Below are 26,334 nucleotides of genomic sequence, written 5' to 3'. Positions count from 1 at the left end.
GCCCAGGGGCGCGGGGAACTGCGCGACCGGCCCACAGCCCATTGACCGGCCCACAGCCGGCTGACGATCCCCGCCCCCACGGCGACCAGTGTCTTTTCACGCACTCACCGTGAGGTTTCCGCATGCCCAGCGAGTTCTTCGTTCCCGACCCCGAGGGGCGGGTCCCCAGCGCCGACGGCTACTTCGGCGCGTTCGGCGGCAAGTTCATCCCGGAGGCGCTCGTCGCCGCCGTGGACGAGGTCGCCGTCGAGTACGACAAGGCCAAGTCCGACCCCGAGTTCGCGCGCGAGCTCGACGACCTCCTCGCCAACTACACCGGCCGTCCCAGCGCCCTGACCGAGGTGCCCCGGTTCGCCGAGCACGCCGGCGGAGCCCGGGTCTTCCTGAAGCGGGAAGACCTCAACCACACCGGCTCCCACAAGATCAACAACGTGCTCGGGCAGGCCCTGCTCACCAAGCGCATGGGCAAGACCCGCGTCATCGCCGAGACCGGCGCCGGGCAGCACGGCGTCGCCACCGCCACCGCCTGCGCCCTGTTCGGCCTCGAGTGCACCATCTACATGGGCGAGATCGACACCCGGCGCCAGGCCCTCAACGTGGCCCGCATGCGCATGCTCGGCGCCGAGGTCGTCGCCGTGAAGTCCGGCAGCCGCACCCTCAAGGACGCCATCAACGAGGCGTTCCGCGACTGGGTCGCCAACGTCGACCGCACCCACTACCTCTTCGGCACCGTCGCCGGCCCGCACCCCTTCCCGGCCATGGTCCGCGACTTCCACCGCGTCATCGGCGTCGAGGCCCGGCGCCAGCTGCTCGAACGAGCCGGGCGGCTGCCCGACGCCGCCGTCGCCTGCGTCGGCGGCGGCTCCAACGCCATCGGCCTCTTCCACGCCTTCATCCCGGACGAGGGCGTCCGCCTCGTCGGCTGCGAGCCCGCGGGACACGGCGTCGAGACCGGCGAGCACGCGGCCACCCTCACCGCGGGCGAGCCCGGCATCCTGCACGGCTCCCGGTCCTACGTCCTGCAGGACGAGGAGGGCCAGATCACCGAGCCGTACTCGATCTCGGCCGGCCTGGACTACCCCGGCATCGGACCCGAGCACGCCTACCTCAAGGAATCCGGCCGCGGCGAGTACCGCGCGGTCACCGACGACGCGGCCATGCAGGCGCTGCGGCTGCTGTCGCGCACCGAGGGCATCATCCCGGCCATCGAGAGCGCCCACGCGCTGGCCGGCGCCCTGGAGGTCGGCAGGGAGCTCGGCAGGGACGGGCTGATCGTCGTCAACCTGTCCGGCCGCGGCGACAAGGACATGGACACGGCCGCCAGGTACTTCGGCCTGTACGACACCGACGCGGAGGTCGCCGCCGACGAGGCCGACACCGCGGAGATCGAGGGGGACGCCAAGTGAGCGGGAAGATCCAGCTGCTGACCGAGACCCTCGCCGCCGCGAAGGCGGAGGGACGCGCGGCGCTCATCGCCTACCTCCCGGCCGGGTTCCCGACCGTGGACGGCGGCATCGAGGCGATCAAGGCCGTCCTCGACGGCGGCGCGGACGTCGTCGAGGTCGGACTGCCGCACAGCGACCCCGTCCTCGACGGCCCCGTCATCCAGACCGCCGACGACGTCGCCCTGCGCGGCGGCGTCAAGATCGCGCACGTGATGCGCACGGTCAGCGAGGTCCACGAGGCGACCGGGAAGCCGGTGCTCGTGATGACGTACTGGAACCCCATCGACCGGTACGGCGTCGAGCGCTTCACCGCCGAGCTGGCGGAGGCTGGCGGCGCGGGCTGCATCCTGCCCGACCTGCCGGTGCAGGAGTCCGCCCTGTGGCGGGAGCACGCGGAGAAGCACGGGCTCGCGACGGTCTTCGTCGTGGCGCCCAGCAGCAAGGACGAGCGGCTCGCGCGGATCACCGCGGCGGGCAGCGGCTTCGTCTACGCCGCCTCGCTGATGGGCGTCACCGGCACCCGCGAGTCGGTCGGCGCGCAGGCCCAGGAACTGGTGGAGCGGACCCGGGCCACCGGCACCGGCCTGCCCGTCTGCGTCGGGCTCGGGGTCTCCGACGCCCGTCAGGCCGCGCAGGTCGCCGGCTTCGCCGACGGCGTGATCGTCGGCTCGGCGTTCGTGAAGCTGCTGCTGGACGCGCCGGACGAGACGGCCGGCCTCGCGGCCGTGCGCGCGCTCGCCGGTGAGCTGGCGAAGGGCGTGCGCGGGCAGGCGTAACGGGGGGACATTCCCGTGCGTGTGGCGCGAGTCACTCGAACGGGTGGAGCTGGGACCGGGGAGGCGCTTCGCGCCTCCCCGGTTCGTTCTGGGGGTGTGAGCGAGAAGAACCGAGAGGGAAAGCGCACCGCCCGCGAGCGACTGGCGGTCGAGCGCGAGAAGCAGAAAGCCGCGGACAAGCGCAGGCGGGCGCTGATCGTGGGCGCGGGCGTCGTCTGCGTCCTGGGCCTCGCGGCGGTGATCGGCGTGATCGCCGCGAACGCCGGCAAGGAGGAGGGCAGCGGCTCCGCGGGCCCGGTGGTGGCCCCCTCGGGAGCGCAGGGAAAGAACGGCCTCGCGATCCCGGTCGGCAAGGAGAGCGCCCCGTCGACGCTCACGGTCTGGGAGGACTTCCGCTGCCCGGCCTGCAAGGCCTTCGAGTCGTCCTACCGTCCGACGCTCCGCGAACTGACCGCCGCCGGCCAGCTCAAGATCGAATACCGCCTGGTCACGCTCATCGACGGCAACCTCGGCGGCACCGGCTCGCGCACCGCGGCCAACGCGGCGGCCTGCGCCCAGGACGCCGGGAAGTTCCCCGCGTACCACGACGTGCTCTACGACAACCAGCCCACCGAGACCGACGACGCCTACGCCAAGGACGCCAAGCTGATCGCGCTGGCGGGCAAGGTCGGCGGCTTGGACACGGCGGCGTTCCGCACCTGCGTGCAGGACGGCACCCACAACGGCTGGGTCGCCCGGTCCCAGCAGGCCTTCCGCTCCGGCGGTTTCAGCGGCACGCCGACCGTGCTGCTCAACGGCAAGAACATCTACCAGGACCGCACGATGACCCCCGCGAAGCTGAAGCAACTGGTGCAGGAGGCCGCCGCCAAGGGGTAGGGCAACTGGTCGGCGGTGAGCGGGTACGAGGTCGGTTTAGCTCGATCGTGTGACGGTCGGCTCCGGGACTTGCGGCACGCTGGGCCGACCGGACTAACGTGATCGTGCGATCTGGGACGCGGGGTGCGGTGCCAGCGTGTGGGCCCCGTTCCACCGGAGAGATCGTCCGGGGCCTCCCCGTCGCCTCTGGCCGTACCCGCCTGGCCAGGTCGTGAGGGAACCGGCCTCCTGGGGATCGGACCACGCACAGGATGCGTGTCGCCACCCCGGGGCTGAGTACGCCGGGGACCTGGGGGCACCTCCCACGCCCTTGAGGCAGCGGGGGAACGCCCAGGACCGTTCGGGGCGTGCCGGCGTGCGGACTCAGTCCTGCTCGCCGCTCAGGAACGGTGAGCGATTCACACGCCCCTGTTATGGACCCGTAGCCCGGCCGCACACCGCGTGCCCGGCCGGGCACGGTAGCGTCGACCCTGCCATGGAACTTGCCTACATTCCCAGCCCGTCGCGCGGGGTGCTGTACCTCGGCCCCATTCCGCTGCGCGGCTACGCGTTCTGCATCATCATCGGCGTCTTCGTTGCCGTCTGGCTCGGCAACAAGCGCTGGATCGCCCGCGGCGGGCGGGCCGGCACGGTGGCCGACATCGCGGTCTGGGCCGTGCCGTTCGGCCTCGTCGGCGGCCGCCTCTACCACGTGATCACGGACTACGAGCTGTACTTCAGCGACGGCCGTGACTGGGTGGACGCCTTCAAGGTCTGGGAGGGCGGCCTCGGCATCTGGGGCGCGATCGCGCTCGGCGCGCTCGGCGCGTGGATCGGCGCCCGGCGCCGGGGCGTGCCGATGCCCGCGTACGCCGACGCCGTCGCGCCCGGCATCGCGCTCGCGCAGGCGATCGGCCGCTGGGGCAACTGGTTCAACCAGGAGCTCTACGGCAAGGCGACCGACGTTCCATGGGCGCTGCACATCACGTCGTCCGCGGACGGCCGGGTGCCCGGGTACTACCACCCGACGTTCCTCTACGAGTCCCTGTGGTGCGTCGGCGTCGCCCTGCTGGTCATCTGGGCCGACCGCCGCTTCAAGCTGGGGCACGGGCGGGCCTTCGCCCTGTACGTCGCCGCGTACTGCGTGGGCCGGGCGTGGATCGAGTACATGCGGGTCGACGACGCCCACCACATCCTGGGCCTGCGGCTGAACGACTGGACCGCGCTGGTGGTGTTCCTGCTGGCGGTGACGTACATCGTCGTGTCGGCGAAGAAGCGGCCCGGCCGGGAAGCGGTCGTGGAACCGGGGGCGGCCGAGGAGGCCGCCGCGGACGAGGCGGCGGCCGGCGCGAAGAGCGACACCGACACCGACACCGGCACCGGCACCGGCACCGACGCCGACGGCGTCCCGGGCGCGGCCCACGCCGCGGAGACGTCGGACAAGGCGGGAACCGAGCCCGAGTCCGAGGCCGAGTCCAAGCCGGAGGCCAAGGCCAAGGCCGAGGCCGGTGCCGGGGACGAGGCGCGGGCCGCGGCGAAGGAAGACACGACGGACGACACCGAGACCGAGACCGAGACCGGGACGAAGGACGCGGCGGAGTCGGCGAAGCAGGGCTGACGGCCGTCAGGACCGGCGGGCCAGCGCCAGCGTCCGCCGGGCCGCCGCCACCACCGCCGCGTCGACGAACCGGCCGTCCGGCAGCGCCTGGGCGCCCTGTTCCGCCTCCGCGGCCTTCACGACCGCTTCCGCCTCCTCCACCTCCCTGCGGGTGGGCAGGTAGGCCCGTTCGATGACCGGCAGTTGCCGGGGATGGACGGCCGCCCGGCCCAGGAAGCCGAGGGCGCGGCCGCGCGCGCAGGACGCGGCCAGGCCCTCCAGGTCGCGGATGTCCTGGTGGACCGACTGCGGCGGTGGCGGCAGCCCCGCCGCCCGGGCGGCCACCACGATCCGGGAGCGGGGCCAGTCGAGGCCCGCGTCGTCGCGGACGCCCAGGTCGGCACGGAGATCCGCCTCACCGAGCGAGATGCCGCGCAGCGCGGGGTGGGCCGCGGCGATGGCGTGCGCGCGTTCCACGGCCAGGGCCGTCTCCAGCAGGGCGTACAGCGCCGGAGCCGTCGTCCGCGCGACACGGACCACCTGTTCGGGGCCCGTCACCTTCGGCAGGCGCAGGCCGGACACCCCGGGCAACGCCGCCAGAGCCGCCAGGTCCAAGGCCGCCGACGGGCCGTCGAGGGCGTTCACACGGACGTGCACCGGGACCGGCTGCGGCGCGCGCAGCAGGTCGGCGGTGGCGGCCCGGGCGTACTCCTTGCGGTCGGGCGCGACCGCGTCCTCCAGGTCGATCACCACCACGTCGGCGCCGGACACCAGGGCCTTGGCGACCACGTGCGGCCGGTCGCCGGGGGCGTAGAGCCAGGTCAGCGGGACCGTCATACGGCGCCTTCCGCCCGCAGGGCCGCCACTTCGGCCGGGGTCAGGCCCAGCTCCGTCAGGACCGTCTCGGTGTCCGCGCCGTGCGGCCGGCCCGCCCAGCGGACCGCGCCGGGCGTGGCGGAGAGCCGGAAGAGGACGTTCTGCATGCGCAGCGGCCCCAGGTCGGGGTCGTCGACGGTGGTGATCGTGCCGAGCGCCGCGTACTGCGGGTCCGTCATCACCTCCCGTACGTCCTGGACCGGGGCCACCGCCGCCTCCGCCTTCTCGAAGGCGGCCAGCACGTCGTCGCGGGTGCGCCCGGCGATCCAGCCGCCGACCGCCCGGTCCAGGACGTCCGCGTGCCGGGCCCGGCCGTCGCCCGTCGCGAACCACGGCTCGTCGATCAGCTCCGGCCGTCCCACCAGGTGCATGACGCGCTCGGCGACGGACTGGGCGGAGGTGGACACGGCCACCCAGGAGCCGTCGGCGGTGAGGTAGGTGCCGCGCGGGGCGTTGTTCTGGGAGCGGTTGCCGGTGCGGGGCTGGACGTGGCCGAGCTGGTCGTACCAGAGGGGGTGGGGCCCCAGGACGGTCAGGATCGGCTCGATGATCGCCATGTCGACGACCTGGCCCTCGCCGGTGCGCTCGCGCGCGGCCAGCGCCGTCATCACCGCGTACGCCGTCGCCAGGCCCGTGATCGAGTCGGCGAGGCCGAACGGCGGGAGCGTCGGCGGCCCGTCCGGCTCGCCGGTGATCGCGGCGAAGCCGCTCATCGCCTCGGCGAGGGTGCCGAAGCCGGGCCGGTGGGCATAGGGGCCGAACTGGCCGAAGGCGGTGACCCGGGCGAGCACCAGCCGCGGGTTGACGGCGGACAGCTCCGGCCAGCCGAGGTCCCACTTCTCCAGCGTGCCGGGGCGGAAGTTCTCCACGATCACGTCCGCCCCGGCGGCCAGCCGCAGCAGGGTGGCGCGGCCGCCCGGCCGGGACAGGTCCAGGGTGATGGTGCGCTTGTTGCGGCCCAGCAGCTTCCACCACAGCCCCACACCGTTCTTCGACGGGCCGTGGCCGCGGGAGGGGTCCGGTCTGTCGGGGTGCTCGACCTTGACGACCTCCGCGCCGAAGTCGCCGAGCATCGTCGCGGCGAGCGGACCGGCGAAGAGGGTGGCGAGGTCGAGGACGCGCAGGCCGGTCAGCGGGGCGTCGGCCCGGGTGTCCCGGGCGGGGGCGACGGGGGTGGTCATGGGCGGGACGCCTCCAGATGCGTGAGGTGGGCGAGGGTGTCGAAGCCGATGCCGTCGAAACCGGCGACGGAGGTGGCCAGCCGGTTCTTCAGCGGGGCCGTCCAGCGGTCGGGGAGGGCGGCGGGGGCGCCGGCGAGGAGGGCGCTGACGCTGCCCGCCGTCGCGCCGTTCGAGTCGGTGTCCCAACCGCCGGACACGACGCGGCAGACGGAGCCGGTGAAGTCGCCGTCGGCGTGGGTGAGAGCGGCGGCGACGAGCGCCGTGTTGGGCACGGCGTGCACCCAGTGATGGGCGGGGGAGTGGGTGGCGTGCAGCTCGTCGACGACCCGGTCGAAGTCCGCGTGCCGCCGCGCCAGCCGGACGGCGTGGCGAACGGCCCGGGCCAGCCGGGAGTCAGGGGGGACCACGGCGAGGCCGGTGCGCAGGCAGGCGTGCACGTCGTGGGCGCCGGTGGCGGCCCGCGCGATGACGGCGGCGGTGAACATCGCCGCGTAGACGCCGTTGGCGGTGTGTGTGAGGGTGGCGTCGCGGTGGGCCTGGGCGGCCGCGGCCGCCGGGTCGCCGGGGTTGGTCCAGCCGTGGACGTCGGCGCGGATCAGGGCCCCGATCCACTCGCGGAAGGGGTTGCGGTGGCGGGCCGTGCGCGGGGGTTCCACACCGCTGAGGAGATTGCGGTAGGCGACGCGCTCGGCGGTGAAGGCGCGGCCCGCCGGGAGTTCGTCCAGCCAGAGGGACGCCACGTCCGCGGTGCTGAAGCCCCTGCCGTGGCGTTGCAGCAACAGCAGGTTGAGCAGCGGGTAGTCGAGGTCGTCGTCCTCCGGCATGCCGTCGATGTTCTCGGCGAGGGAGTTCGGGGCCGAACGGCGGTTGAAGGGGAACCGGGCGGAGAGCTCGGCGGGCACTCCCCGGCCGGTGAAGTACGTGTGCAGCGGCCGGTTGCCGGTGGCTTCGGCCAGTTGCCGGATGCCCTCGAGGGGGAGCTTCTCGACGGGCTTGCCGAGGAGGCAGCCGACGGCCCGCCCGAGCCAGGCCGCCTCCAGCCGGGCGGGGTCGAGGCGGGCCGGGGCGATGCGGGTAGGGCCGAGGCGGGCCGGGGCGACGCGGGCCGGGTCGAGGCGTACGGCGGGGCCGGCGGCGGGCCAGTCCGGGCACAGCGCCTTGATCTGCTCCAGGTCCGTCGGCTCACGTTCCGTCAGGGCGCTCGGCAGCTCGGCCAGTTCGTCGAGCAGGTCCTCGGCGAGCAGCCGGAGGTAACGCGAGGCCGGTTCGGACGACGCGCCCGCCCGCGGCGGCGCCGGCCGGCCGCCCGCCGCCCGCCAGCGCGCCGCGATCGCGGAGGGCTCGCGGCCGTCCAGCGCCGCCTGGCGCAGTTCGTGGCCGATCAGGTCCTCCGGCTGGACCCACGTCAGTCGCAGCACGCCGGGCCCCCGATCCCGGCGAACGCCGCCTCGTGCGCCCGGCGCCGGCGCACGTCCCGGGCGAAGATCTCCCGGGCCACACCGGTGAGCGTCCGCGCCGGTTCCCACAGGTCCAGGCGGCTGGCCTCGGCGACCGTCCTCGCCCAGTCCTCCGGGACCGGGGAGCCCAGGGCCCCGGCCAGCGCGCCCGCCATCGTCGCGATGGAGTCGCAGTCGCGCCCGTAGTTCACCGCGCCCAGGACCGCCTGCCGGAAGTCGCCGCCGGCGACCACCAGCATGCCGAGCGCGACGGGCAGTTCCTCGATCGCGTGCAGGCGGGAGGGGCGGCGGGCGCCGAGGGAGGGCTGCCGGTAGTCCGGGCCCACGGTGTCGTACGGGGCCACCGCCTCCCGCAGCGGGATCAGGGCCGACTCGAAGTCCGAGTGACGGGCGGCCACTTCGCAGACCCGCTCGATCGCCGCCCGCGTGCCGTCCTTCGCCGGCGACAGGCAGGCCGCGACGACCGAGTCCGGGCTCGCCCCGGGCGCGCACGCCGCCGCCACCGCCGCGGCGAAGACACCCGCCGCCTCTCTGCCGTACGACGACTGGTGGGCGCCCGCGACGTCCAGGGCCTCGGCGTAGGCGCCCGCCGGGTTGGCCGCGTTGGCCAGGCCGACCGGGGCCATGTACATCGCGGCACCGCAGTTGACGATGTTGCCGACGCCGGCCTCGCGGGGATCGGCGTGGCCGTAGTGCAGTCGGGCCACCAGCCACTTCTCGGCGAGGAAGATCCGCTGCAACGGCAGCGCCTCCGCCTCCAGTTCCGGGATCCAGCGCGGGTTGGTCATCAGGTCGGGGACCAGGTGGTCCGCGACGGCGTAGGCGTCGAGGTGGTCGCGGACGGTCGCGTAGACCCGTACCAGGGCGTGCGTCATCAACGTGTCGTCGGTGACGTGGCCGTCGCCCTTGTGGTACGGGGCGAGGGGGCGGGCGGTGCGCCAGGCGTCGCCGTGCCAGGGGCCGACGATCCCGGCGACGCGGCCGCCGTGGCGCCGGCGGATCTGGTCGGGGGAGTAGCCCTCGACCGGTCCGCCGAGGGCGTCGCCGACCGCCGCGCCGACCAGGGCGCCGGTGATCCTGCCCTCCAGCGTTTCCTCCCTTCCCGCCGCAACGGGTGTCATGGGCGATGTGGGTGACATGGGTGGTGTGGGGGGTGGTGTGGGTGGTGTGCATGATGTGGGTGTCATGTCCCGAATCATCCTCCTGGTGGGGCCGGTTGCACGCCTTCCAGGAGTTCGGCGAGTTCCACCAGGTCCGTACCGGTGAGGCGGGGCAGGGCGCAGCCGGAGAGGGTGCGGCAGGCGTCCCGCCACGCGGTGGGGACCGCCGCGCGGCCGCCGAGGGCCCCGGTCAGCGCGCCCGCGAGGGCCGGGGCGGAGTCGGCGACCCGGGACAGGCAGGCGGCGGCCGGCACCGCCTCCGCGATCCGGCCCCGCGCGGCGGTGGCGAGCGCCAGGGCGACCGGGACCGTCTCGGCGGCGGCGATGCCGTAGCTGTAGACGTGGTCGACGATGCGGTGTTCGAGCAGCGGGACCAGGGCGAAGGCGGAGTCGGCGGCGCGGGCGAGGCGGAGCGCGTGGCGGGCGTTGCGGCCGATCTCGGTGCTTTCGGGCAGCTGCGCCAGGGCGGCGGTCACGCACGCGTCCACGTCCGCCGCGGCGAGGGCGAGCGCGAGGGCCGCCGCCATCGCCCGCGCGCCGTGCACGCCGTCGCCGTCCTGGGTGTAGCGGGCGTCGAACTCGGCCAGGTCGGCGGCGCCCCGCGGGTCGCCGGGGTGGGCGACGGCGAGGACGCAGGCCCGTACGCAGGCCGCGTCGTCGAAGTGGTGCGGGTTGTCGTGCCCGGTGGCGGGCGGGCGCAGGCCCGCGGCGAGGTTGCCGAGTCCGGCGCGGACGGAGATGCGGGCGCGCAGGGGGAGCACGGCCGACTCGACCTCCGGGGCGCGGTCGGCGGCCGCGGCGACCTCGCTCGCGAGCGCGTTCCAGGTGAGGTCGATCGCGGCCCGGGTACGGCGCTGCCTGCTCAGGTCTCCCAGCGCGTCGTCGTCGCCGGCCCGCAGCAGCGCCTCCGCCGCGAACGCCGCCCACTCGGCGTCGTCGGAGGGGCCGAGCAGGAGGGGCTCCGGGGGCTGGTTCAGGGCGATGGGGACGGGGAGGGTGGTCGTCGCGTTCTGCTCGGCGAAGGTGTCCAGCTCGCGGGTGAGGCGGCGGGTCCACTCCGGCATGCGGGCGGCACGGTGGCGGGCGGCGGGCCAGCCGGCGGCGTCGCCCGCGGCGAGGCCCAGGAGGAGGCCGGCGATGCGGTGTGCCTGCGGAGGCTCGGTGGCTCCTTCGGCCTCGGCTGCGCCTTCGGCCGGGTGGGTGGTCCCACCCGCACGACCCGTGCGGCTTTCGTGGTCGGGTGCGGGTGGCCGCGGTGGGGGGTTCTCGCCGTCGGCGGGCGACTGGCTCTCGGCTTCGACAGTCGGCGGGTCCGTTGGGGGGTCAAGGGATGTCGTGGTTGTCGTGGTTGTCGTCGGCTCGGTCCAGGGGGTCGGTGGGGTCATCGGGGGGCTCCGGTCCGGTGGGTGGGCTGGTCAGGAGGTCGGCGATGTCCAGGACGTGGTGGCCAGCCATCGCCGGCAGGCAGCGGCCCCGGGCCGGGCCGATCGCCGCCGCCCACTGCGCGGGGATCGCCGACACGCCGCACGTCGCCCCCGCCAGCGCGCCCGCCACGGCCGCCGTCGTGTCGGCGTCGCGGCCCATGTTGACGGCCGTCAGGACGGCCTGGACGAAGTCGCCGTCGGCCGCCGCGTAGGCGCCGAAGGCGAGGGCGACCGCCTCGGGCGCCAGGTCGGTCCACGGGTAGCCGCCGACCACCACCGCCGAGCGGAGGGCGCGTTCGCCGCGGTGCGCGACGGCCGCCGCCCGGCGCAGGCAACGCGCCGTCCAGGAGTCGTCCGGCACCACGGCCAGCGCGGAGGCGACGACCACGACCGGGGACGCCCCCGCCATCGCGGCCGCCACCCCGGCCGCGACCGCCCGGCCGCCGTGGATGCCCTCGCCCTCGTGGCTGACCGAGCCGTCGACCGCCGCCAGCCGGGCCGCCTCGGCGGGGCGGCCCGCGGCGAACACCCCGGCCGGCGCCGCGCGCATCGCGAGCCCGTCGCTCCAGGCATGACGATGCTGGGCCGAGATGGGGGCGGCCAGGCCGCGGCGGAGGTTCTCCAGCGTGCCGCGCTCGCTGAAACCGGCGCCCCGGAACGGGCCCTCCTCGCGGTCCGCGATCCACTCGTGCCAGGCCGCCTCCACGTGGGCCGGCGTGAGCGCGGATCCGTGGCGGGCCAGCAGCAGACCGGAGAAGATCGTGTACTCGGTGTCGTCCGTCCCGCACGGCGTCTCGGCGACGAAGCCCGTGATGCGGCCCCAGCGGGCGCGGATCTCGGAGGGCTTCAGGTTCTCCGCGGGCGCCCCGAGGGCGTCGCCGACGGCGAGCCCGAGCAGCGCGCCGCGGGCCCGCGCGCGGAGACCGGCGGCGTCGTCGGGCGCCGGTACCGGGGGACTGCAGACGGTCGATGCCATACGCGGCCTCTTCTCCGGGGTCTCCTCCGGGCTCGGCGCCGGCCCCGCCCGGGCGCCGCGCCCTTTGCGGATGTGTGCCACACGAGCGGGGGCGCGGAGCCGGGCGGACCGCAGCGTCACCCGGTCGACAGGTGAGCACCGCCCGCCACGGATGAGTATCGAAACGGTAAAACCGCTGGTTAGTGCAGCCTTTCCTTGCTGGCGCGAGAGGAGGGAACGGCGTAAGTTCTGGATGTCGAAAAGTAGAACTCGTCCAAAGTTAGCTTTGGCTAAGCTTCCCTGGGGGAACATTCGTGGCCATCATCGACAACGAGGCCGCGCTGCATGTGGCGCACCGGGACAACCACACCCACCGCGACGTCAACGGCGGCTGGCTGCGCCCCGCCGTCTTCGGCGCGATGGACGGACTGGTCTCCAACCTCGCCCTGATCACCGGCGTGGCCGGCGGCTCCGTGGGCCCGAGCACCATCGTCCTGACCGGTCTCGCCGGCCTCGCCGCCGGAGCCTTCTCGATGGCCGCCGGCGAGTACACCTCCGTCGCCTCGCAGCGCGAGCTCGTCGAGGCCGAGCTGGAGGTGGAGCGCAGGGAGCTGCGCAAGCACCCGCAGGCCGAGGAGCTCGAACTCGCGGCGCTCTACGAGGCCCGGGGCGTGGAACCGGAGCTGGCCCGGGAGGTCGCCCGGCAGCTCTCTCACGACCCCGAGCAGGCCCTGGAGATACACGCCCGCGAGGAACTCGGCATCGACCCGGGCGACCTGCCGTCGCCGCTGGTCGCGGCCGTGTCGTCGTTCGGGGCTTTCGCGATCGGCGCGCTGCTGCCCGTCCTGCCGTACCTGCTGGGGGCGACCGCCCTGTGGCCGGCGCTGTTGCTCGCGCTCCTCGGACTGTTCGCGTGCGGCGCCGTGGTGGCCAGGGTCACCGCGCGCAGCTGGTGGTACAGCGGCCTGCGGCAGTTCGCCCTGGGAGGCGCGGCGGCCGGTGTGACGTACGTCCTGGGCACTTTGTTCGGAACCGCCGTAGGATAGAGGAGCTGCTACTTATGCGTTGGGCCGCATAAGTAGCCGTTACTCGCTGGTTTCGACTGTTCGACCACCGGGCATGAGCCGTACGCGCTGCGGGCAACGACGCCTGTCGCGCACCCGCGGCGTGGGCGACGACGCTCCCTCCGCCACCGGGCCGACGGGCACCGATCTGTCCGCTCGGGTCCCCATAGTTTCCGCCGCCAGGCGCGGTACCCCACCGCGACCACGCGGCGTCCGCATGTTGGAACGGAGTATCCGGTTCCCGACAACCGCTCCATCATGTAACCTGCACGAAATTTTGCACAAGCAGAGGGCCAGCGTCGTCCCTCGGCAATCTGCATGCCACTTGAGACGACGACGGGAGAGCCGATGCGTACGCCGCGCCAGCCGTCCCAGCATTCCGCGAATGGCCAGAACTGGTCGTTCATGGATGCTCGCCCTGCTGCGCAGGGTATGTACGACCCCCGCAACGAACACGACGCCTGCGGCGTCGGTTTCGTCGCCACCCTCACCGGCGAGGCGTCGCACACGCTGGTCGAGCAGGGCCTGACCGTCCTGCGCAACCTGGAGCACCGCGGTGCCACCGGCTCCGAGCCCGACTCCGGCGACGGTGCCGGAATCCTCGCGCAGGTACCCGACGCCTTCTTCCGTGACGTGGCCGGATTCGAGCTGCCCGAGGCCGGTGCCTTCGCAGTCGGCATCGCCTTCCTGCCGCAGGACGCCACCGAGGACGCCGTCTCACGCATCGAGACGATCGCCGCCGAGGAGGGCCTGACGGTCCTGGGCTGGCGCGAGGTCCCCGTCGCCCCCGAGCTGCTCGGCGCCACCGCCCGCTCGACGATGCCCGTCTTCCGCCAGATCTTCGTGGCCGACGGACAGTCGACGGGCATCGCACTCGACCGCAAGGCCTTCGTGCTGCGCAAGCGCGCCGAGCGCGAGGTCGGCGTCTACTTCCCGTCGCTGTCCGCGCGGACGATCGTCTACAAGGGCATGCTGACCACCGGCCAGCTCGAGCCCTTCTTCCCGGACCTGTCCGACCGCCGCTTCGCCTCCGCGATCGCGCTCGTGCACTCCCGGTTCTCCACCAACACCTTCCCGAGCTGGCCGCTCGCGCACCCCTACCGCTTCGTCGCGCACAACGGTGAGATCAACACCGTCAAGGGCAACCGCAACTGGATGCGCGCCCGCGAGTCGCAGCTGGCCTCCGACCTGTTCGGCCCGCAGGACAAGCTGGCGCGGACCTTCCCGGTCTGCACCCCCGACGCCTCCGACTCCGCGTCCTTCGACGAGGTGCTCGAGCTGCTGCACCTCGGCGGCCGTTCGCTTCCGCACGCGGTGCTGATGATGATCCCGGAGGCGTGGGAGAACCACGACTCCATGGACCCGGCCCGGCGCGCCTTCTACCAGTTCCACTCCACGCTGATGGAGCCCTGGGACGGCCCCGCCACCGTCACCTTCACCGACGGCGTCCAGGTCGGCGCCGTGCTCGACCGCAACGGTCTGCGCCCCGGCCGCTACTGGGTCACCGACGACGGCCTCGTCGTCCTCGCCTCCGAGGTCGGCGTCCTCGACATCGACCCCGCGAAGGTCGTCCGCAAGGGCCGCCTGCAGCCCGGCCGCATGTTCCTGGTGGACACCGCCGAGCACCGCATCATCGAGGACGACGAGATCAAGGCCGCCCTCGCCGCCGAGCAGCCCTACCAGGAGTGGCTGGAGGCCGGCGAGATCGAGCTGGGCGACCTGCCCGAGCGCGAGCACATCGTGCACACGCACGCCTCCGTCACCCGCCGCCAGCAGACCTTCGGCTACACCGAGGAGGAGCTGCGGGTCATCCTCGCGCCGATGGCCAAGGCCGGCGCCGAGCCGATCGGCTCGATGGGCACCGACAGCCCGATCGCGGCCCTCTCCGAGCGCCCGCGGCTGCTGTTCGACTACTTCACCCAGCTGTTCGCGCAGGTCACCAACCCGCCGCTGGACGCGATCCGTGAGGAGCTCGTCACCTCCCTGCGTTCCTCGCTCGGCCCGGAGGGCAACCTGCTGGAGCCGACGGCCGCCTCCTGTCGCACGGTCACCCTGCCCTTCCCGGTGATCGACAACGACGAGCTGGCCAAGCTCATCCACATCAACGCCGACGGCGACATGCCCGGCTTCAAGGCCGCGACCCTCTCCGGCCTTTACCGGGTCTCCGGCGGCGGTGACGCCCTCGCCGCGCGCATCGACGAGATCTGCGCCGAGGCCGACACCGCCATCGGCAACGGCGCCCGCCTGATCGTCCTGTCGGACCGCCACTCGGACGCCGAGCACGCGCCGATCCCGTCGCTGCTGCTGACCGCGGCCGTCCACCACCACCTCATCCGCACCAAGCAGCGCACCCAGGTGGGCCTGCTGGTCGAGGCCGGCGACGTCCGCGAGGTCCACCACGTCGCCCTGCTCATCGGCTACGGCGCCGCCGCCGTCAACCCGTACCTGGCGATGGAGTCCGTCGAGGACCTGGTCCGCGCGGGTACCTTCCTGCCCGGCATCGAGTCCGAGAAGGCCATCCGCAACCTCATCTACGCCCTCGGCAAGGGCGTGCTGAAGGTCATGTCCAAGATGGGCATCTCGACCGTCGCCTCCTACCGCGGCGCCCAGGTCTTCGAGGCCGTCGGCCTCGACGAGGCCTTCGTCGAGAAGTACTTCAACGGCACCGCCACCAAGATCGGCGGCGTCGGCATCGACGTCATCGCCAAGGAGGTCGCAGCCCGCCACGCCAAGGCGTACCCGGCCTCCGGCATCGCCCCGGCGCACCGCGCGCTGGAGATCGGCGGCGAGTACCAGTGGCGCCGCGAGGGCGAGCCGCACCTGTTCGACCCGGAGACGGTCTTCCGCCTCCAGCACTCCACCCGCACCGGCCGCTACGACGTCTTCAAGAAGTACACGGCCCGGGTGAACGAGCAGTCCGAGCGCCTGATGACGCTGCGCGGCCTGTTCGGCTTCAAGTCCGACCGGCAGCCGGTCCCCCTGGACGAGGTCGAGCCGGCCTCCGAGATCGTCAAGCGCTTCTCCACCGGCGCCATGTCGTACGGCTCCATCTCCCAGGAGGCGCACGAGACCCTCGCCATCGCCATGAACCAGCTGGGCGGCAAGTCCAACACCGGTGAGGGCGGCGAGGACCCGGAGCGCCTGTACGACCCGGCGCGCCGCTCGTCCATCAAGCAGGTCGCCTCCGGCCGCTTCGGCGTGACCAGCGAGTACCTGGTCAACGCGGACGACATCCAGATCAAGATGGCGCAGGGCGCCAAGCCCGGCGAGGGCGGCCAGCTGCCCGGCCACAAGGTCTACCCGTGGGTCGCCAGGACGCGGCACTCGACGCCGGGCGTGGGCCTGATCTCCCCGCCGCCGCACCACGACATCTACTCCATCGAAGACCTGGCCCAGCTGATCCACGACCTGAAGAACGCGAACCCGCGGGCGCGGATCCACGTCAAGCTGGTCTCCGAGGTCGGCGTCGGCACGGTCGCGGCCGGTGTGTCCAAGGCGCACGCGGACGTGGTCCTCATCTCCGGCCACGACGGCGGCACCGGCGCCTCGCCGCTGACGTCGCTGAAGCACGCGGGCGGCCCCTGGGAGCTCGGCCTCGCCGAGACCCAGCAGACCCTGCTGCTCAACGGCCTGCGCGACCGCATCGTCGTGCAGACCGACGGCCAGCTCAAGACCGGCCGCGACGTCGTCATCGCGGCGCTGCTCGGCGCCGAGGAGTTCGGTTTCGCGACCGCGCCGCTCGTCGTCTCCGGCTGCGTCATGATGCGCGTCTGCCACCTGGACACCTGCCCGGTCGGCATCGCCACGCAGAACCCGGTCCTGCGCGACCGCTTCTCCGGCAAGGCCGAGTACGTGGTGAACTTCTTCCAGTTCATCGCCGAGGAGGTCCGCGAGCTGCTGGCCGAGCTGGGCTTCCGCTCCATCGAGGAGGCCGTCGGCCATGCCGAGGCGCTCGACGTGACCCGCGCGGTCGACCACTGGAAGGCCCAGGGCCTGAACCTGGAGCCGCTGTTCCACGTGCCCGCGCTCGCCGAGGGCGCCGCGCGCCACCAGGTGATCGCCCAGGACCACGGCCTGGAGAAGGCGCTCGACAACGAGCTGATCAAGCTCGCCGCCGACGCCCTGGCCGCCGACTCGGCGACCGAGGCCCAGCCGGTGCGCGCCCAGGTCGCGATCCGCAACATCAACCGCACGGTCGGCACGATGCTCGGCCACGAGGTGACGAAGAAGTTCGGCGGGGCGGGACTGCCCGACGACACCATCGACATCACCTTCACCGGCTCGGCGGGCCAGTCCTTCGGCGCCTTCCTGCCGCGCGGCGTCACGCTGCGCCTGGAGGGCGACGCCAACGACTACGTCGGCAAGGGCCTGTCCGGCGGCCGCGTCGTCGTCCGCCCGGACCGGGGCGCCGACCACCTGGCCGAGTACTCCACCATCGCGGGCAACACCATCGCCTACGGCGCGACCGGCGGCGAGCTGTTCCTGCGCGGCCGCACCGGCGAGCGGTTCTGCGTCCGCAACTCCGGCGCGACGGTCGTCTCCGAGGGCGTGGGCGACCACGGCTGCGAGTACATGACCGGCGGTCGCGCGGTGGTCCTCGGCCCGACGGGCCGCAACTTCGCGGCCGGCATGTCCGGCGGTGTCGCCTACGTGATCGACCTCGACCGGGACAACGTCAACGCCGGCAACCTCGACGCGGTCGAGGCGCTGGACGACGCCGACAAGCAGTGGCTGCACGAAGCGGTGCGCCGGCACCAGCAGGAGACGGGCTCCACGGTCGCCGAGAAGCTGCTCGCCGACTGGGACGCGGCCGTGGACCGCTTCAGCAAGATCATCCCCCGCACGTACAAGGCAGTGCTCGCCGCCAAGGACGCCGCCGAGCGAGCCGGTCTGTCCGAGACCGAGGTCACCGAGAAGATGATGGAGGCGGCGATCAATGGCTGACCCGAAGGGCTTTCTGAACCACGGCCGTGAGGTCGCCAAGACCCGCCCCGTCGGCGAGCGCGTCAAGGACTGGAACGAGGTCTACGTCCCCGGCTCCCTGCTGCCGATCATCAGCAAGCAGGCCAGCCGGTGCATGGACTGCGGCATCCCGTTCTGCCACAACGGCTGTCCGCTGGGGAACCTGATCCCCGAGTGGAACGACTACGCCTACCGCGAGGACTGGTCGGCCGCGCAGGAGCGTCTGCACGCGACGAACAACTTCCCGGAGTTCACCGGCCGCCTGTGCCCGGCTCCGTGCGAGTCGGCGTGCGTGCTCGGCATCAACCAGGCGCCGGTCACCATCAAGAACGTCGAGGTCTCGATCATCGACAAGGCGTGGGAGACCGGGGACGTCGCCCCGCAGATCCCGGAGCGCCTGTCCGGCAAGACCGTCGCGGTCGTCGGCTCGGGCCCGGCGGGTCTGGCCGCCGCCCAGCAGCTGACCCGGGCCGGCCACACCGTCGCCGTCTACGAGCGCGCGGACCGCATCGGAGGCCTCCTCCGCTACGGCATCCCCGAGTTCAAGATGGAGAAGCGGCACATCAACCGCCGTATCGAGCAGATGCGCGCGGAGGGCACCCGCTTCCGCACCGGCATCGAGATCGGCCGCGACCTGAAGGCGACCGACCTGAAGAAGCGGTACGACGCCGTGGTCCTGGCCGTCGGCGCCACCACCGCCCGTGACCTGCCCGTCCCCGGCCGCGAGCTGAAGGGCGTCTACCAGGCCATGGAGTACCTGCCGCTGGCCAACAAGGTCCAGGAGGGCGACTACGTCACCTCCCCGATCTCGGCCGAGGGCAAGCACGTCGTGGTCATCGGCGGCGGCGACACCGGCGCGGACTGCGTGGGCACCGCCCACCGCCAGGGCGCGGCCTCGGTGACGCAGCTGGAGATCATGCCCCGCCCGAACGACGAGCGGAACCCGGTCTCCCAGCCGTGGCCGACCTTCCCGATGCTCTACAAGGTCACCTCGGCGCACGAGGAGGGCGGCGAGCGGGTCTACTCCGTCTCGACCACCCACTTCGAGGGCGACGAGGACGGCAACGTCCAGTGGCTGCACCTCACCGAGGTGGAGTTCGTCGACGGCAAGCTGACCCAGAAGCCGGGCACGGAACGCAAGATCCCCGCCCAGCTGGTCACCCTCGCCATGGGCTTCACCGGCACCGACCGGGAGAACGGCCTGGTGGAGCAGTTCGGCCTGGGGCTCGACGAGCGCGGCAACATCGCCCGCGACGCCGATTTCCAGACCAACGTGCCCGGCGTGTTCGTCGCCGGTGACGCCGGCCGCGGCCAGTCGCTCATCGTGTGGGCGATCGCGGAGGGCCGCTCGGCCGCCCGCGGCGTCGACCGCTTCCTGACCGGCGCCAGCGACCTGCCGGCCCCGATCCGCCCGACGGACCGCGCCCTGATGGTCTGACGGCACCTCCCAGCGTCCCGTACAACGGCGTACGGCACACCGGCGGCGCCCGCCCCTTGTCCCCGACCGGACCGAGGGCGGGCGCCGTCGCACGTCGTGGGTCAGGGCACCCGGTACGTCTCGCCGTAGACCTGCCAGGTCAGCGGCGTCTTCAGGGACAGGTTGCCGTCGTACAGGAACTGCCGCTGGGCGTTGTCGATGCGGCTGGTGTCGATGGTGGCCTTCTTCGCCTTCATGGCCTCACGGCGGATGTCGAGGAAGACGTCGAGGTACGACTTCTCCGAGCCGCCCTCCGAGGGGGTGTCCGCCTCCCGCAGCGCACGCTCGCGCAGCCCGTAGAAGCTGTTCGGGCCGGTGCCGGGGCCGTGGAGGACCATCGCGTCGTAGTAGACGAACTGGCCCAGGGTGCCCAGGCCGTCCAGCTTGGCGAGGCGGACCGCCGGGTCGAAGTAGACGCGGTCGCGTTCCTCGTCCTGCGCCGCACGGAAGGCGGGGCGCCGTGCCTCCGCCCTCCAGGCCGCGGTGAAGCCGGGGTCCAGGCCCTCGTGCGAGTCGGTGCCGTCGACCTTCCGCAGGGCGGGCAGGTAGCCGGCGAGGCCGTTGCCGGGGTGGGCCTTGGTGTAGCGGTCGACGAGGGTGAGCATGTCGTGCGTGCCGGAGCAGAACCCGACGATGCCGGCCGTGTAGCCCTGGCCGTCGCCGATGTCCTCGATGTAGCCGTAGGCGCTGCGCCAGTCCAGCGTGGAGTTCTCGGCGCTCGCCACCAGCTTCTGGGCCAGCTCCTTCTTCTCGGGCGCGGCCAGGCCCGGCGGCAGGCCGGCGATGGCCTCGTCGTCCTCGGCACGTTCCCGCTCGGCGCGGTCCTTGGCGTCCTGCCGGGCCTGCTGCGCGGCGGAGATCGGGGCCTTGGCCGTGCCGCCGTCGGACTGCGCGGGCGCGAGGAAGTAGAACGCCGCCGTGGCGACCACGGGGACGGCCGCGAAGAGGAGGCAACCAGCACGTTTCACAGACGGGCACCTTGAGTGAGATTTGCGGACATCGGCCACAGGGTACGGTCAGCCGGCTCCCGGCCCGCGCCCGCTGTCGGTTCCGTGACCTTCACGGGTCCCGGGCATCCGCCGGCCCGGCGCCGCGGGACGTCCTGTCCGCGGCGTCGGCCCGGCCCGTGGCGCCGGTCATGGTGTCCTGCGGGATCGGGCCGCCCGTCGACGCGAACGGCGCGCGCCGACGGGCCGGGGTCGGCGGGCCGGGGCCGCGCGGCGGGTGCGGGCCCGGCCGGCCCGGGCCGTGTCCGGCGAGGCCGCGCGTGTCGCGAAGCCGACGGTGCGGGAGTGCCGGCGCGGACTCACCGGCGGCGGCCGCCACCGACGACCACCGCCCGGCACTCGTGCGGGGTGCCCCACGCGGTGCGCAGGGCGCGGGCCTTGGTCAGCCACAGCGACAGGTCGTACTCCGCGGTGTAGCCGATCGCGCCGTGCAGTTGCAGTGCCGTGCGGGCGGTGGCGTACGCCGCCTCGCACGCGGCGGTCTTCGCCGCGGCGACGTCCCGCGGCGTCATCGTCAGCGCCGCCCCGAAGAGCAGGGGCCGCGCGAACTCCAGGGCGGTCCGCGCGTCGGCCAGCCGGTGCCTGACCGCCTGGAACGAGCCGACGGGCACCCCGAACTGCACCCGCCGCCGCACATGGGCGACCGTCCGGTCCAGCAGGGCGAGGCCGACACCGAGGGCCTGGGCGGCGGTGGCCAGGCGACCCCACAGCAGGGCGTGCGCGGCGGGCGGGCCGGGGGCGAGGATTTCGCCGCCGGGTGCCAGCGGGGTGAGGCGGCGGGCGGGATCGAGGGAGCGGCGCACCGGGCCGTGGCCGGGGGCCAGGCGCAGGCCGTCGCCGTCCACGGCGAGACGGACGGTCGCCGCGTCGCCGTCCAGCGCGCGCCCCCCGTCGTACGCCACCGTCGCCATCGCCCGGCCGGAGGCGAGCGCGGGCAGCAGCCGCCCGGCGGCCGGGCCCGGCCGGGTCAGCAGCGCCGCCGCGACGACCGTCTCCACCAACGGGCCGGGGACCGCGTGCCGTCCCAACTCCACGAAGGCCACGGCGACGTCGGCCGGCCCGGCGCCCGAACCCCCGTGCTCCTCGGGGACCGCGAGACCGAACACGCCCGCCTCGGCGAGCCGCGCCCACAGCGCACGGCCGCGCGCGTGCTCACCCCGGCTCCAGTCCCGCACCGCGGACGGCGTGTCCGCGGCCGTCAGCATGGCGTCCAGGGACGCGGCGAACACGCGCTGCTCGGTGTCGAGGAGGAAGCGCATCAGCGGCGCCTGCCCGGCAGGCCGAGCAGGCGCTCGGCGACGATGTCCCGCTGGATCTCGTTGGTGCCCGCGTAGACCGGCCCGGCGAGGGAGAAGACGTACCCCTCCGACCAGCCGGTGTCCGCCAGCTCGCCCTCCTCGCCGAGCAGGTCGAGCGCCGTCTCGTGCAGCGCGAGGTCCAGTTCGGACCAGAAGACCTTGTTCATGCTGGACTCCGCGCCGAGCGCGGCGCCCTCCCGCAGGCGGCAGGCCGCCGCGTAGGCGTGCAACTGGTAGGCGCGGGCGCCGATCAGGGCGTCGGCCACCCGGTCCCGGGCGTCGTCCGGGCAGCCCCGCTCCCGCCACAGCCGGTGCAGGCGGCTGGCCGCGGCCAGGAAGCGGCCGGGGGAGCGCAGCGTCAGCCCGCGCTCGTCGCCCGCCGTCGCCATCGCGATCCGCCAGCCGTGGCCGGGTTCGCCGAGGACGTCCTCGTCGGGCACGAACACGTCGTCCAGGAACAGCTCGGCGAATGCCGGCTTCCCGTCGAGCCGGCCGATCGGCCGGACGGTGACGCCCGGCGCGCGCAGGTCGAACATCAGGTACGTCAGGCCCTCGTGGCGTCTCGCCGCGTCCGGGTCGCTGCGGAACAGGCCGAAGGCACGGTCGGCGAACGCGGCCCGCGACGACCACGTCTTCTGCCCGCTCAGGCGCCAGCCGCCGGCCGTGCGCACCGCCCGCGACCGCAGCGACGCCAGGTCCGAGCCCGCCTCCGGCTCCGACCACGCCTGCGCCCACACCACCTCGCCGCCGGCCATGGGCGGCAGCACGCGGGCCCGCTGCTCCTCGGTGCCGTGGGCGAGGAGGGTCGGCGCGAGCAGGCTGATCCCGTTCTGCCCGACCCGGCCCGGCGCGCCCGCCGCGTGGTACTCCTCCTCGAAGACCAGCCACCGCACAAGGCCGCAGTCCCTGCCGCCGTACCGCTCCGGCCAGTCGACGACCGACCAGCGCCCGGCGGCCAGTTCGGCCTCCCAGGCGCGATGGGCGGCGAAGCCCTCCGCGGTCTCCAGGGACGGCAGCGGCGCCGCCGGCACGTGCGCGCGCAGCCAGGCGCGGGCCTCGGCGCGGAAGGCGTCCTCTTCCTGCGTGAACGCGAGATCCATCGGCTCCCGTCCTTCCCTAACAAGTGTTTGGTAGGTTAGCGTGGCTCCATGACAGGCGTCGAGAGCCCGGCGTACGAGCCCGGGCACGGGCTGCTGCGGGACCGCACCGCCGTCATCACGGCCGCGGCCGGAACCGGCATCGGCGGCGCGACCGCGCGCCGCTTCCTGGAGGAGGGCGCGCGCGTACTGGTCAGCGACGCGCACGCGCCACGCCTCGAGCGGTACGCGGCCGAGCTGGCCGGGGAGTTCGGCGCCGGGGCGGTCACCGCCCTGCCCTGCGACGTGACCGACGAGAATCAGGTGCAGACCCTGTTCGACACCGCCGTCCGCACCCACGGACGGCTCGACGTCGTCGTCAACAACGCCGGTCTGGGCGGCACTTCGGACCTCGTCGAGATGAGCGACGAACAGTGGTCGCGGGTGCTGGACGTGACGCTGGGCGGCACGTTCCGGTGCACCCGGGCCGCGCTGCGCCGGATGCGCGAGCACAAAGCCGGCGTCATCGTCAACAACGCCTCCGTCGTCGGCTGGCGCGCCCAGACCGGGCAGGCGCACTACGCCGCCGCCAAAGCGGGCGTGATGGCGCTGACCCGGTGCGCCGCACTGGAGGCCGCACGGTACGGGGTGCGGGTCAACGCCGTCTCCCCGAGCCTCGCCCTGCACCCCCACCTGGTGAAGGTGACGACGCCGGAGCTGCTGCGGGAACTGGCCGACCGCGAGGCCTTCGGACGACACGCCGAGCCATGGGAGGTGGCCAACGTGATCGTGTTCCTGGCGTCCGGCTACTCCTCCTACATGACCGGCGAGGTCGTCGCCGTCAGCAGCCAGCACCCCTGACGGCCGGGCAGACCACAATGGACCCGTGCCGACCAAGAAGAAGCCCCAGGTGACCGCAAGCCCGGCGCGCCGCCGCGAACTCCTGCACACCGCCGCCGAGGTGTTCGCCGAGCAGGGCTACAACGCCACCACCGTACGCAAGATCGCGGACCACGCGGGCATGCTCGCGGGCAGCCTCTACTACCACTTCGACTCCAAGGAGTCGATGCTCGAGGAGATCCTGCGGACCTTCCTCGACGAGCTGTGGGACGGCTACGACACCGTCCTCGCGGCCCGCCTGGGCCCGCGCGAGACCCTCGAAGCACTCGTCACCGAGTCGTTCCGGGAGATCGACCGGCACCGCGCCGCCGTCGCGATCTACCAGAAGGAGTCCAGGCAACTCGTCGCGCAGGAGCGGTTCGCCTTCCTCGCCGAGTCGCAGCGCAAGTTCGAGAAGGCGTGGCTGTCCACGCTGGAACGCGGGGTCGCCGACCGGGTCTTCCGCGCCGACCTCGACGTCCGCCTCACCTACCGGTTCGTCCGCGACACCGTGTGGGTGGCCGCCTCCTGGTACCGGCCCGGCGGACAGCACAGCCCCGAGGAGATCGCCCGGCAGTACCTGTCGATGGTCCTGGACGGAATCGCCGTACGCACGTAGATCCACGTACGCACGTGAACCCACAGGGAGACGCCATGCCCGAGGCCTACATCGTCGAAGCGGTCCGCACGCCCGTCGGGCGGCGCGGGGGAGGCCTCAGCGGCGTCCACCCGGCCGACCTCGGCGCGCACGTGCTGCGCGAACTCGTCACACGGTCCGGCGTGGACGCGGCGGCCGTGGAGGACGTCGTCTTCGGCTGCCTGGACGCGGTCGGGCCGCAGGCCGGGGACATCGCGCGGACCTGCTGGCTGGCGGCCGGGCTGCCGGAGGAGGTGCCGGGCGTGACCGTCGACCGGCAGTGCGGCTCCTCCCAGCAGGCCGTCCACTTCGCCGCGCAGGCCGTACTGTCCGGCACCCAGGACCTCGTGGTCGCGGGCGGCGTGCAGAACATGTCGCAGATCCCCATCGCCTTCGCCACCCGGCAGGCCGCCGAACCCCTGGGACTGACCGGGGGACCCTTCGCCGGCAGCGAGGGCTGGCGGGCGCGCTACGGCGACCGGCCCGTCAACCAGTTCGCCGGCGCCGAGATGATCGCCGCGAAGTGGGGGATCACCAGGCGCGACCAGGAGGAGTACGCGCTGCGCTCCCACCGGCGGGCCCTGCGCGCCGTCGACGAGGGCCGCTTCGAGCGCGAGATCGCCCCCTGCGGCACGGTGGCCGTCGACGAGGGACCGCGGCGGGACACCTCCCTGGAGAAGATGGCCGCCCTGAAGCCGGTCCTCGACGGCGGCACCGTCACTGCCGCCTGCTCCTCGCAGGTCTCCGACGGCGCGGCGGCGCTGCTCCTCGCCTCCGAGCGGGCGGTGCGCGAGCACGGGCTGACGCCACGGGCACGCGTCCACCACCTCTCCGTACGCGGCGAGGACCCGATCCGCATGCTGTCGGCACCCATCCCGGCCACCGCGTACGCCCTGAAGAAGACCGGCCTGACCATCGACGACATCGACCTGGTCGAGATCAACGAGGCGTTCGCCCCCGTCGTCCTGGCGTGGCTGAAGGAGACCGGCGCCGACCCCGACAAGGTCAACGTCAGCGGCGGCGCCATCGCCCTCGGCCACCCCCTGGGCGCCACCGGCGCCCGGCTCATGACGACCCTGCTGCACGAACTGGAGCGCACCGGCGGCCGGTTCGGGCTGCAGACCATGTGCGAGGGCGGCGGCCAGGCCAACGTGACGATCATCGAACGGTGCTGAGCGACCGCACCACCTCCGCCGCCTCCCGCATGATCCGCTCCACCAGCTCCGCGCACGACGGCAGGTCGTCGATCACCCCGGCGACCTGCCCCGACGCCATCACCCCCAGGTCGGTGCGCCCGTCCACCATCGCCGACTTCAGCAGCATCGGCGTGTTCGCGGCGAGCAGCACCTGACTCCACGACAGGTCCCTGCCGTGCTTCATGGCGAGCCCGTCGCGCACCATCCGCCGCCACGTCAGCCCCGACAGGCGGCGGAACCCGGCCGCGCGCCGGACGGCGTGCAGCAGCGCCCGGGCCCGGCCGGAGCGCTCCAGAGCGTCCACCAGATCCGTGCGCAGCATCCGGTGCGGCAGCCCGTCGACCGCCGTGGTGACGGTGACGTCCCGGACGGTCGCCGCCAGATACCGCCGCTTGACCGCGTCCGGGACGGTCGAGTCCGACGTCAGCAGGAACCGCGTGCCCATCGCGACGCCCGCCGCCCCGTACGCCAGCGCCGCGACCAGGCCCCGCCCGTCGAAGAAGCCACCCGCCGCCACCACCGGGATGTCCACCGCGTCGGCCACCTGCGGCAGCAGCACCGTCGTCGCCACCTCACCGGTGTGCCCGCCGCCCTCCCCGCCCTGCACGATCACTGCGTCCGCACCCCACGCCGCGACCTTCTCCGCGTGCCGCCGGGCCCCGACGGACGGCATGACGACCACGCCCGCCTCCTTCAGCCGTCCGATCAGCTCCCGGGACGGCGCGAGGGCGAACGAGGCAACCCGCACCCCCTCCTCGATCAGGACGTCCACCCGGTCGCCCGCGTCCGCCGCGTCCGCGCGCAGATTCACCCCGAACGGCGCGTCCGTACGCGACCTGACCTCCCTTATCGCCTCCCGCAGCCGGTCCACGGTCATCGTCGCGGAGGCCAGCACGCCCAGCGCGCCCGCGTTCGCGGCCGCCGACACCAGCCGCGGGCCCGCCACCCACCCCATGCCGGTCTGCACGATCGGATGCCGGACACCGGTGAGCCGGGTGAGCGCCGTCTCCAT

The 26,334-nt window shown here is 73.6% G+C and carries 20 protein-coding genes; 10 read left to right on the top strand and 10 right to left on the bottom strand.

The window, feature by feature from the left end:
* The first annotated feature begins 122 nt into the window (after nucleotides 1-122).
* The 4 genes from trpB (at nucleotide 123) to lgt (ending at nucleotide 4,694) form a co-directional block, all read left to right on the top strand.
* Complete coding sequence (gene trpB, locus AB0G63_RS05785) at nucleotides 123-1,406, top strand: tryptophan synthase subunit beta (RefSeq protein WP_360744812.1); 1,284 nt, start codon at nucleotides 123-125, stop codon at nucleotides 1,404-1,406.
* On the top strand, nucleotides 1,403-2,221 hold the full coding sequence (gene trpA / locus AB0G63_RS05780) for a tryptophan synthase subunit alpha (RefSeq protein ID WP_360744809.1): 819 nt from the start codon (nucleotides 1,403-1,405) through the stop codon (nucleotides 2,219-2,221). The genes trpB and trpA overlap by 4 nt, the downstream gene beginning before the upstream one ends.
* Nucleotides 2,222-2,317: 96 nt before the next feature.
* On the top strand, nucleotides 2,318-3,097 hold the full coding sequence (locus AB0G63_RS05775; RefSeq protein ID WP_360744806.1) for a thioredoxin domain-containing protein: 780 nt from the start codon (nucleotides 2,318-2,320) through the stop codon (nucleotides 3,095-3,097).
* Nucleotides 3,098-3,572: 475 nt separating this feature from the next.
* Complete coding sequence (gene lgt / locus AB0G63_RS05770; protein ID WP_360744803.1) at nucleotides 3,573-4,694, top strand: prolipoprotein diacylglyceryl transferase; 1,122 nt, start codon at nucleotides 3,573-3,575, stop codon at nucleotides 4,692-4,694.
* A 6-nt stretch (nucleotides 4,695-4,700) separates the two neighbouring features.
* On the opposite strand, the gene AB0G63_RS05765 is transcribed toward lgt, so the two are convergent.
* From AB0G63_RS05765 to AB0G63_RS05740, 6 genes are all read right to left on the bottom strand, one after another.
* On the bottom strand, nucleotides 4,701-5,510 hold the full coding sequence (locus AB0G63_RS05765; protein WP_360744800.1) for an aldolase/citrate lyase family protein: 810 nt from the start codon (nucleotides 5,508-5,510) through the stop codon (nucleotides 4,701-4,703).
* Complete coding sequence (locus AB0G63_RS05760) at nucleotides 5,507-6,730, bottom strand: CoA transferase (RefSeq protein WP_360744797.1); 1,224 nt, start codon at nucleotides 6,728-6,730, stop codon at nucleotides 5,507-5,509. The genes AB0G63_RS05765 and AB0G63_RS05760 overlap by 4 nt, the downstream gene beginning before the upstream one ends.
* Nucleotides 6,727-8,148 carry an ADP-ribosylglycohydrolase family protein gene (locus AB0G63_RS05755; protein ID WP_360744794.1) on the bottom strand — a complete coding sequence of 474 codons (1,422 nt, stop codon included), beginning with the start codon at nucleotides 8,146-8,148 and terminating at the stop codon, nucleotides 6,727-6,729. Before AB0G63_RS05755 ends, AB0G63_RS05760 begins: the two co-directional genes overlap by 4 nt.
* The gene (locus tag AB0G63_RS05750; RefSeq protein WP_360744792.1) at nucleotides 8,136-9,308 is read right to left on the bottom strand and encodes an ADP-ribosylglycohydrolase family protein; all 1,173 of its coding nucleotides are present in this window, start codon (nucleotides 9,306-9,308) and stop codon (nucleotides 8,136-8,138) included. The genes AB0G63_RS05755 and AB0G63_RS05750 overlap by 13 nt, the downstream gene beginning before the upstream one ends.
* Before the next feature lie 74 nt (nucleotides 9,309-9,382).
* Nucleotides 9,383-10,732, bottom strand: a complete 1,350-nt coding sequence (locus AB0G63_RS05745; RefSeq protein ID WP_360744789.1) for an ADP-ribosylglycohydrolase family protein — start codon at nucleotides 10,730-10,732, stop codon at nucleotides 9,383-9,385.
* Nucleotides 10,671-11,747 carry an ADP-ribosylglycohydrolase family protein gene (locus AB0G63_RS05740; RefSeq protein WP_360744786.1) on the bottom strand — a complete coding sequence of 359 codons (1,077 nt, stop codon included), beginning with the start codon at nucleotides 11,745-11,747 and terminating at the stop codon, nucleotides 10,671-10,673. Before AB0G63_RS05740 ends, AB0G63_RS05745 begins: the two co-directional genes overlap by 62 nt.
* A gap of 293 nt (nucleotides 11,748-12,040) precedes the next feature.
* Here AB0G63_RS05740 and AB0G63_RS05735 point away from each other — a divergent pair, with 293 nt between their 5' ends.
* From AB0G63_RS05735 to AB0G63_RS05725, 3 genes are all read left to right on the top strand, one after another.
* Nucleotides 12,041-12,772 (top strand): VIT1/CCC1 transporter family protein, encoded by a 732-nt coding sequence (locus AB0G63_RS05735; protein ID WP_360744783.1) that lies wholly within the window; start codon nucleotides 12,041-12,043, stop codon nucleotides 12,770-12,772.
* A 450-nt stretch (nucleotides 12,773-13,222) separates the two neighbouring features.
* Nucleotides 13,223-17,734, top strand: coding sequence for a glutamate synthase large subunit (gene gltB / locus AB0G63_RS05730; RefSeq protein WP_360744780.1), 4,512 nt, complete (start codon nucleotides 13,223-13,225; stop codon nucleotides 17,732-17,734).
* Entirely contained in the window at nucleotides 17,727-19,190 is a 1,464-nt protein-coding gene (locus tag AB0G63_RS05725; RefSeq protein ID WP_360744777.1) for a glutamate synthase subunit beta, read from the top strand. Before gltB ends, AB0G63_RS05725 begins: the two co-directional genes overlap by 8 nt.
* 101 nt (nucleotides 19,191-19,291) lie before the next feature.
* Here AB0G63_RS05725 and AB0G63_RS05720 read toward each other — a convergent pair whose 3' ends face one another.
* From AB0G63_RS05720 to AB0G63_RS05710, 3 genes are all read right to left on the bottom strand, one after another.
* Entirely contained in the window at nucleotides 19,292-20,197 is a 906-nt protein-coding gene (locus AB0G63_RS05720; protein WP_360744774.1) for a chitosanase, read from the bottom strand.
* 338 nt (nucleotides 20,198-20,535) lie between these two features.
* The gene (locus AB0G63_RS05715) at nucleotides 20,536-21,495 is read right to left on the bottom strand and encodes an acyl-CoA dehydrogenase family protein (protein ID WP_360744771.1); all 960 of its coding nucleotides are present in this window, start codon (nucleotides 21,493-21,495) and stop codon (nucleotides 20,536-20,538) included.
* Complete coding sequence (locus AB0G63_RS05710; RefSeq protein ID WP_360744768.1) at nucleotides 21,495-22,634, bottom strand: acyl-CoA dehydrogenase family protein; 1,140 nt, start codon at nucleotides 22,632-22,634, stop codon at nucleotides 21,495-21,497. The genes AB0G63_RS05715 and AB0G63_RS05710 overlap by 1 nt, the downstream gene beginning before the upstream one ends.
* A gap of 48 nt (nucleotides 22,635-22,682) precedes the next feature.
* Between AB0G63_RS05710 and AB0G63_RS05705 the strand changes: the two genes are divergently transcribed.
* Genes AB0G63_RS05705 through AB0G63_RS05695 form a run of 3 tightly spaced genes read left to right on the top strand, consistent with a single transcriptional unit; the run spans nucleotide 22,683 to nucleotide 25,301 of the window.
* Nucleotides 22,683-23,471: an SDR family oxidoreductase gene (locus AB0G63_RS05705; RefSeq protein WP_360744765.1), complete on the top strand. Its 789-nt coding sequence runs from the start codon at nucleotides 22,683-22,685 to the stop codon at nucleotides 23,469-23,471.
* A gap of 25 nt (nucleotides 23,472-23,496) precedes the next feature.
* A complete protein-coding gene (locus tag AB0G63_RS05700; protein ID WP_360744762.1) occupies nucleotides 23,497-24,108 on the top strand; it encodes a TetR/AcrR family transcriptional regulator in 612 nt (203 codons plus the stop codon).
* 35 nt (nucleotides 24,109-24,143) lie between these two features.
* Nucleotides 24,144-25,301, top strand: coding sequence for an acetyl-CoA C-acetyltransferase (locus AB0G63_RS05695; RefSeq protein WP_360744759.1), 1,158 nt, complete (start codon nucleotides 24,144-24,146; stop codon nucleotides 25,299-25,301).
* On the opposite strand, the gene AB0G63_RS05690 is transcribed toward AB0G63_RS05695, so the two are convergent.
* Nucleotides 25,285-26,334: a nitronate monooxygenase gene (locus tag AB0G63_RS05690; RefSeq protein ID WP_360744756.1), complete on the bottom strand. Its 1,050-nt coding sequence runs from the start codon at nucleotides 26,332-26,334 to the stop codon at nucleotides 25,285-25,287. The two genes, AB0G63_RS05695 and AB0G63_RS05690, sit on opposite strands and share 17 nt — an antisense overlap.

This window comes from Streptomyces sp. NPDC020996, from assembly GCF_040641355.1.
Classification (GTDB): domain Bacteria; phylum Actinomycetota; class Actinomycetes; order Streptomycetales; family Streptomycetaceae; genus Streptomyces.
The sequence above is the reverse complement of the archived record's forward strand: the minus strand, read 5'-3'. Positions and strand labels throughout refer to the sequence as shown.

What these genes read in the sequence shown, in the direction of transcription:
- AB0G63_RS05745 (WP_360744789.1), bottom strand. Translation starts at nt 10,732, where the DNA reads ATGACCCCACCGACCCCCTGGACCGAGCCGACGACAACCACGACAACC.
- AB0G63_RS05690 (WP_360744756.1), bottom strand. Translation starts at nt 26,334, where the DNA reads ATGGAGACGGCGCTCACCCGGCTCACCGGTGTCCGGCATCCGATCGTG.
- AB0G63_RS05710 (WP_360744768.1), bottom strand. Translation starts at nt 22,634, where the DNA reads ATGGATCTCGCGTTCACGCAGGAAGAGGACGCCTTCCGCGCCGAGGCC.
- gltB (WP_360744780.1), top strand. Translation starts at nt 13,223, where the DNA reads ATGTACGACCCCCGCAACGAACACGACGCCTGCGGCGTCGGTTTCGTC.
- AB0G63_RS05715 (WP_360744771.1), bottom strand. Translation starts at nt 21,495, where the DNA reads ATGCGCTTCCTCCTCGACACCGAGCAGCGCGTGTTCGCCGCGTCCCTG.
- lgt (WP_360744803.1), top strand. Translation starts at nt 3,573, where the DNA reads ATGGAACTTGCCTACATTCCCAGCCCGTCGCGCGGGGTGCTGTACCTC.
- trpB (WP_360744812.1), top strand. Translation starts at nt 123, where the DNA reads ATGCCCAGCGAGTTCTTCGTTCCCGACCCCGAGGGGCGGGTCCCCAGC.
- AB0G63_RS05705 (WP_360744765.1), top strand. Translation starts at nt 22,683, where the DNA reads ATGACAGGCGTCGAGAGCCCGGCGTACGAGCCCGGGCACGGGCTGCTG.
- AB0G63_RS05740 (WP_360744786.1), bottom strand. Translation starts at nt 11,747, where the DNA reads ATGGCATCGACCGTCTGCAGTCCCCCGGTACCGGCGCCCGACGACGCC.
- AB0G63_RS05760 (WP_360744797.1), bottom strand. Translation starts at nt 6,730, where the DNA reads ATGACCACCCCCGTCGCCCCCGCCCGGGACACCCGGGCCGACGCCCCG.
- AB0G63_RS05725 (WP_360744777.1), top strand. Translation starts at nt 17,727, where the DNA reads ATGGCTGACCCGAAGGGCTTTCTGAACCACGGCCGTGAGGTCGCCAAG.
- AB0G63_RS05750 (WP_360744792.1), bottom strand. Translation starts at nt 9,308, where the DNA reads ATGACACCCGTTGCGGCGGGAAGGGAGGAAACGCTGGAGGGCAGGATC.
- AB0G63_RS05695 (WP_360744759.1), top strand. Translation starts at nt 24,144, where the DNA reads ATGCCCGAGGCCTACATCGTCGAAGCGGTCCGCACGCCCGTCGGGCGG.
- AB0G63_RS05765 (WP_360744800.1), bottom strand. Translation starts at nt 5,510, where the DNA reads ATGACGGTCCCGCTGACCTGGCTCTACGCCCCCGGCGACCGGCCGCAC.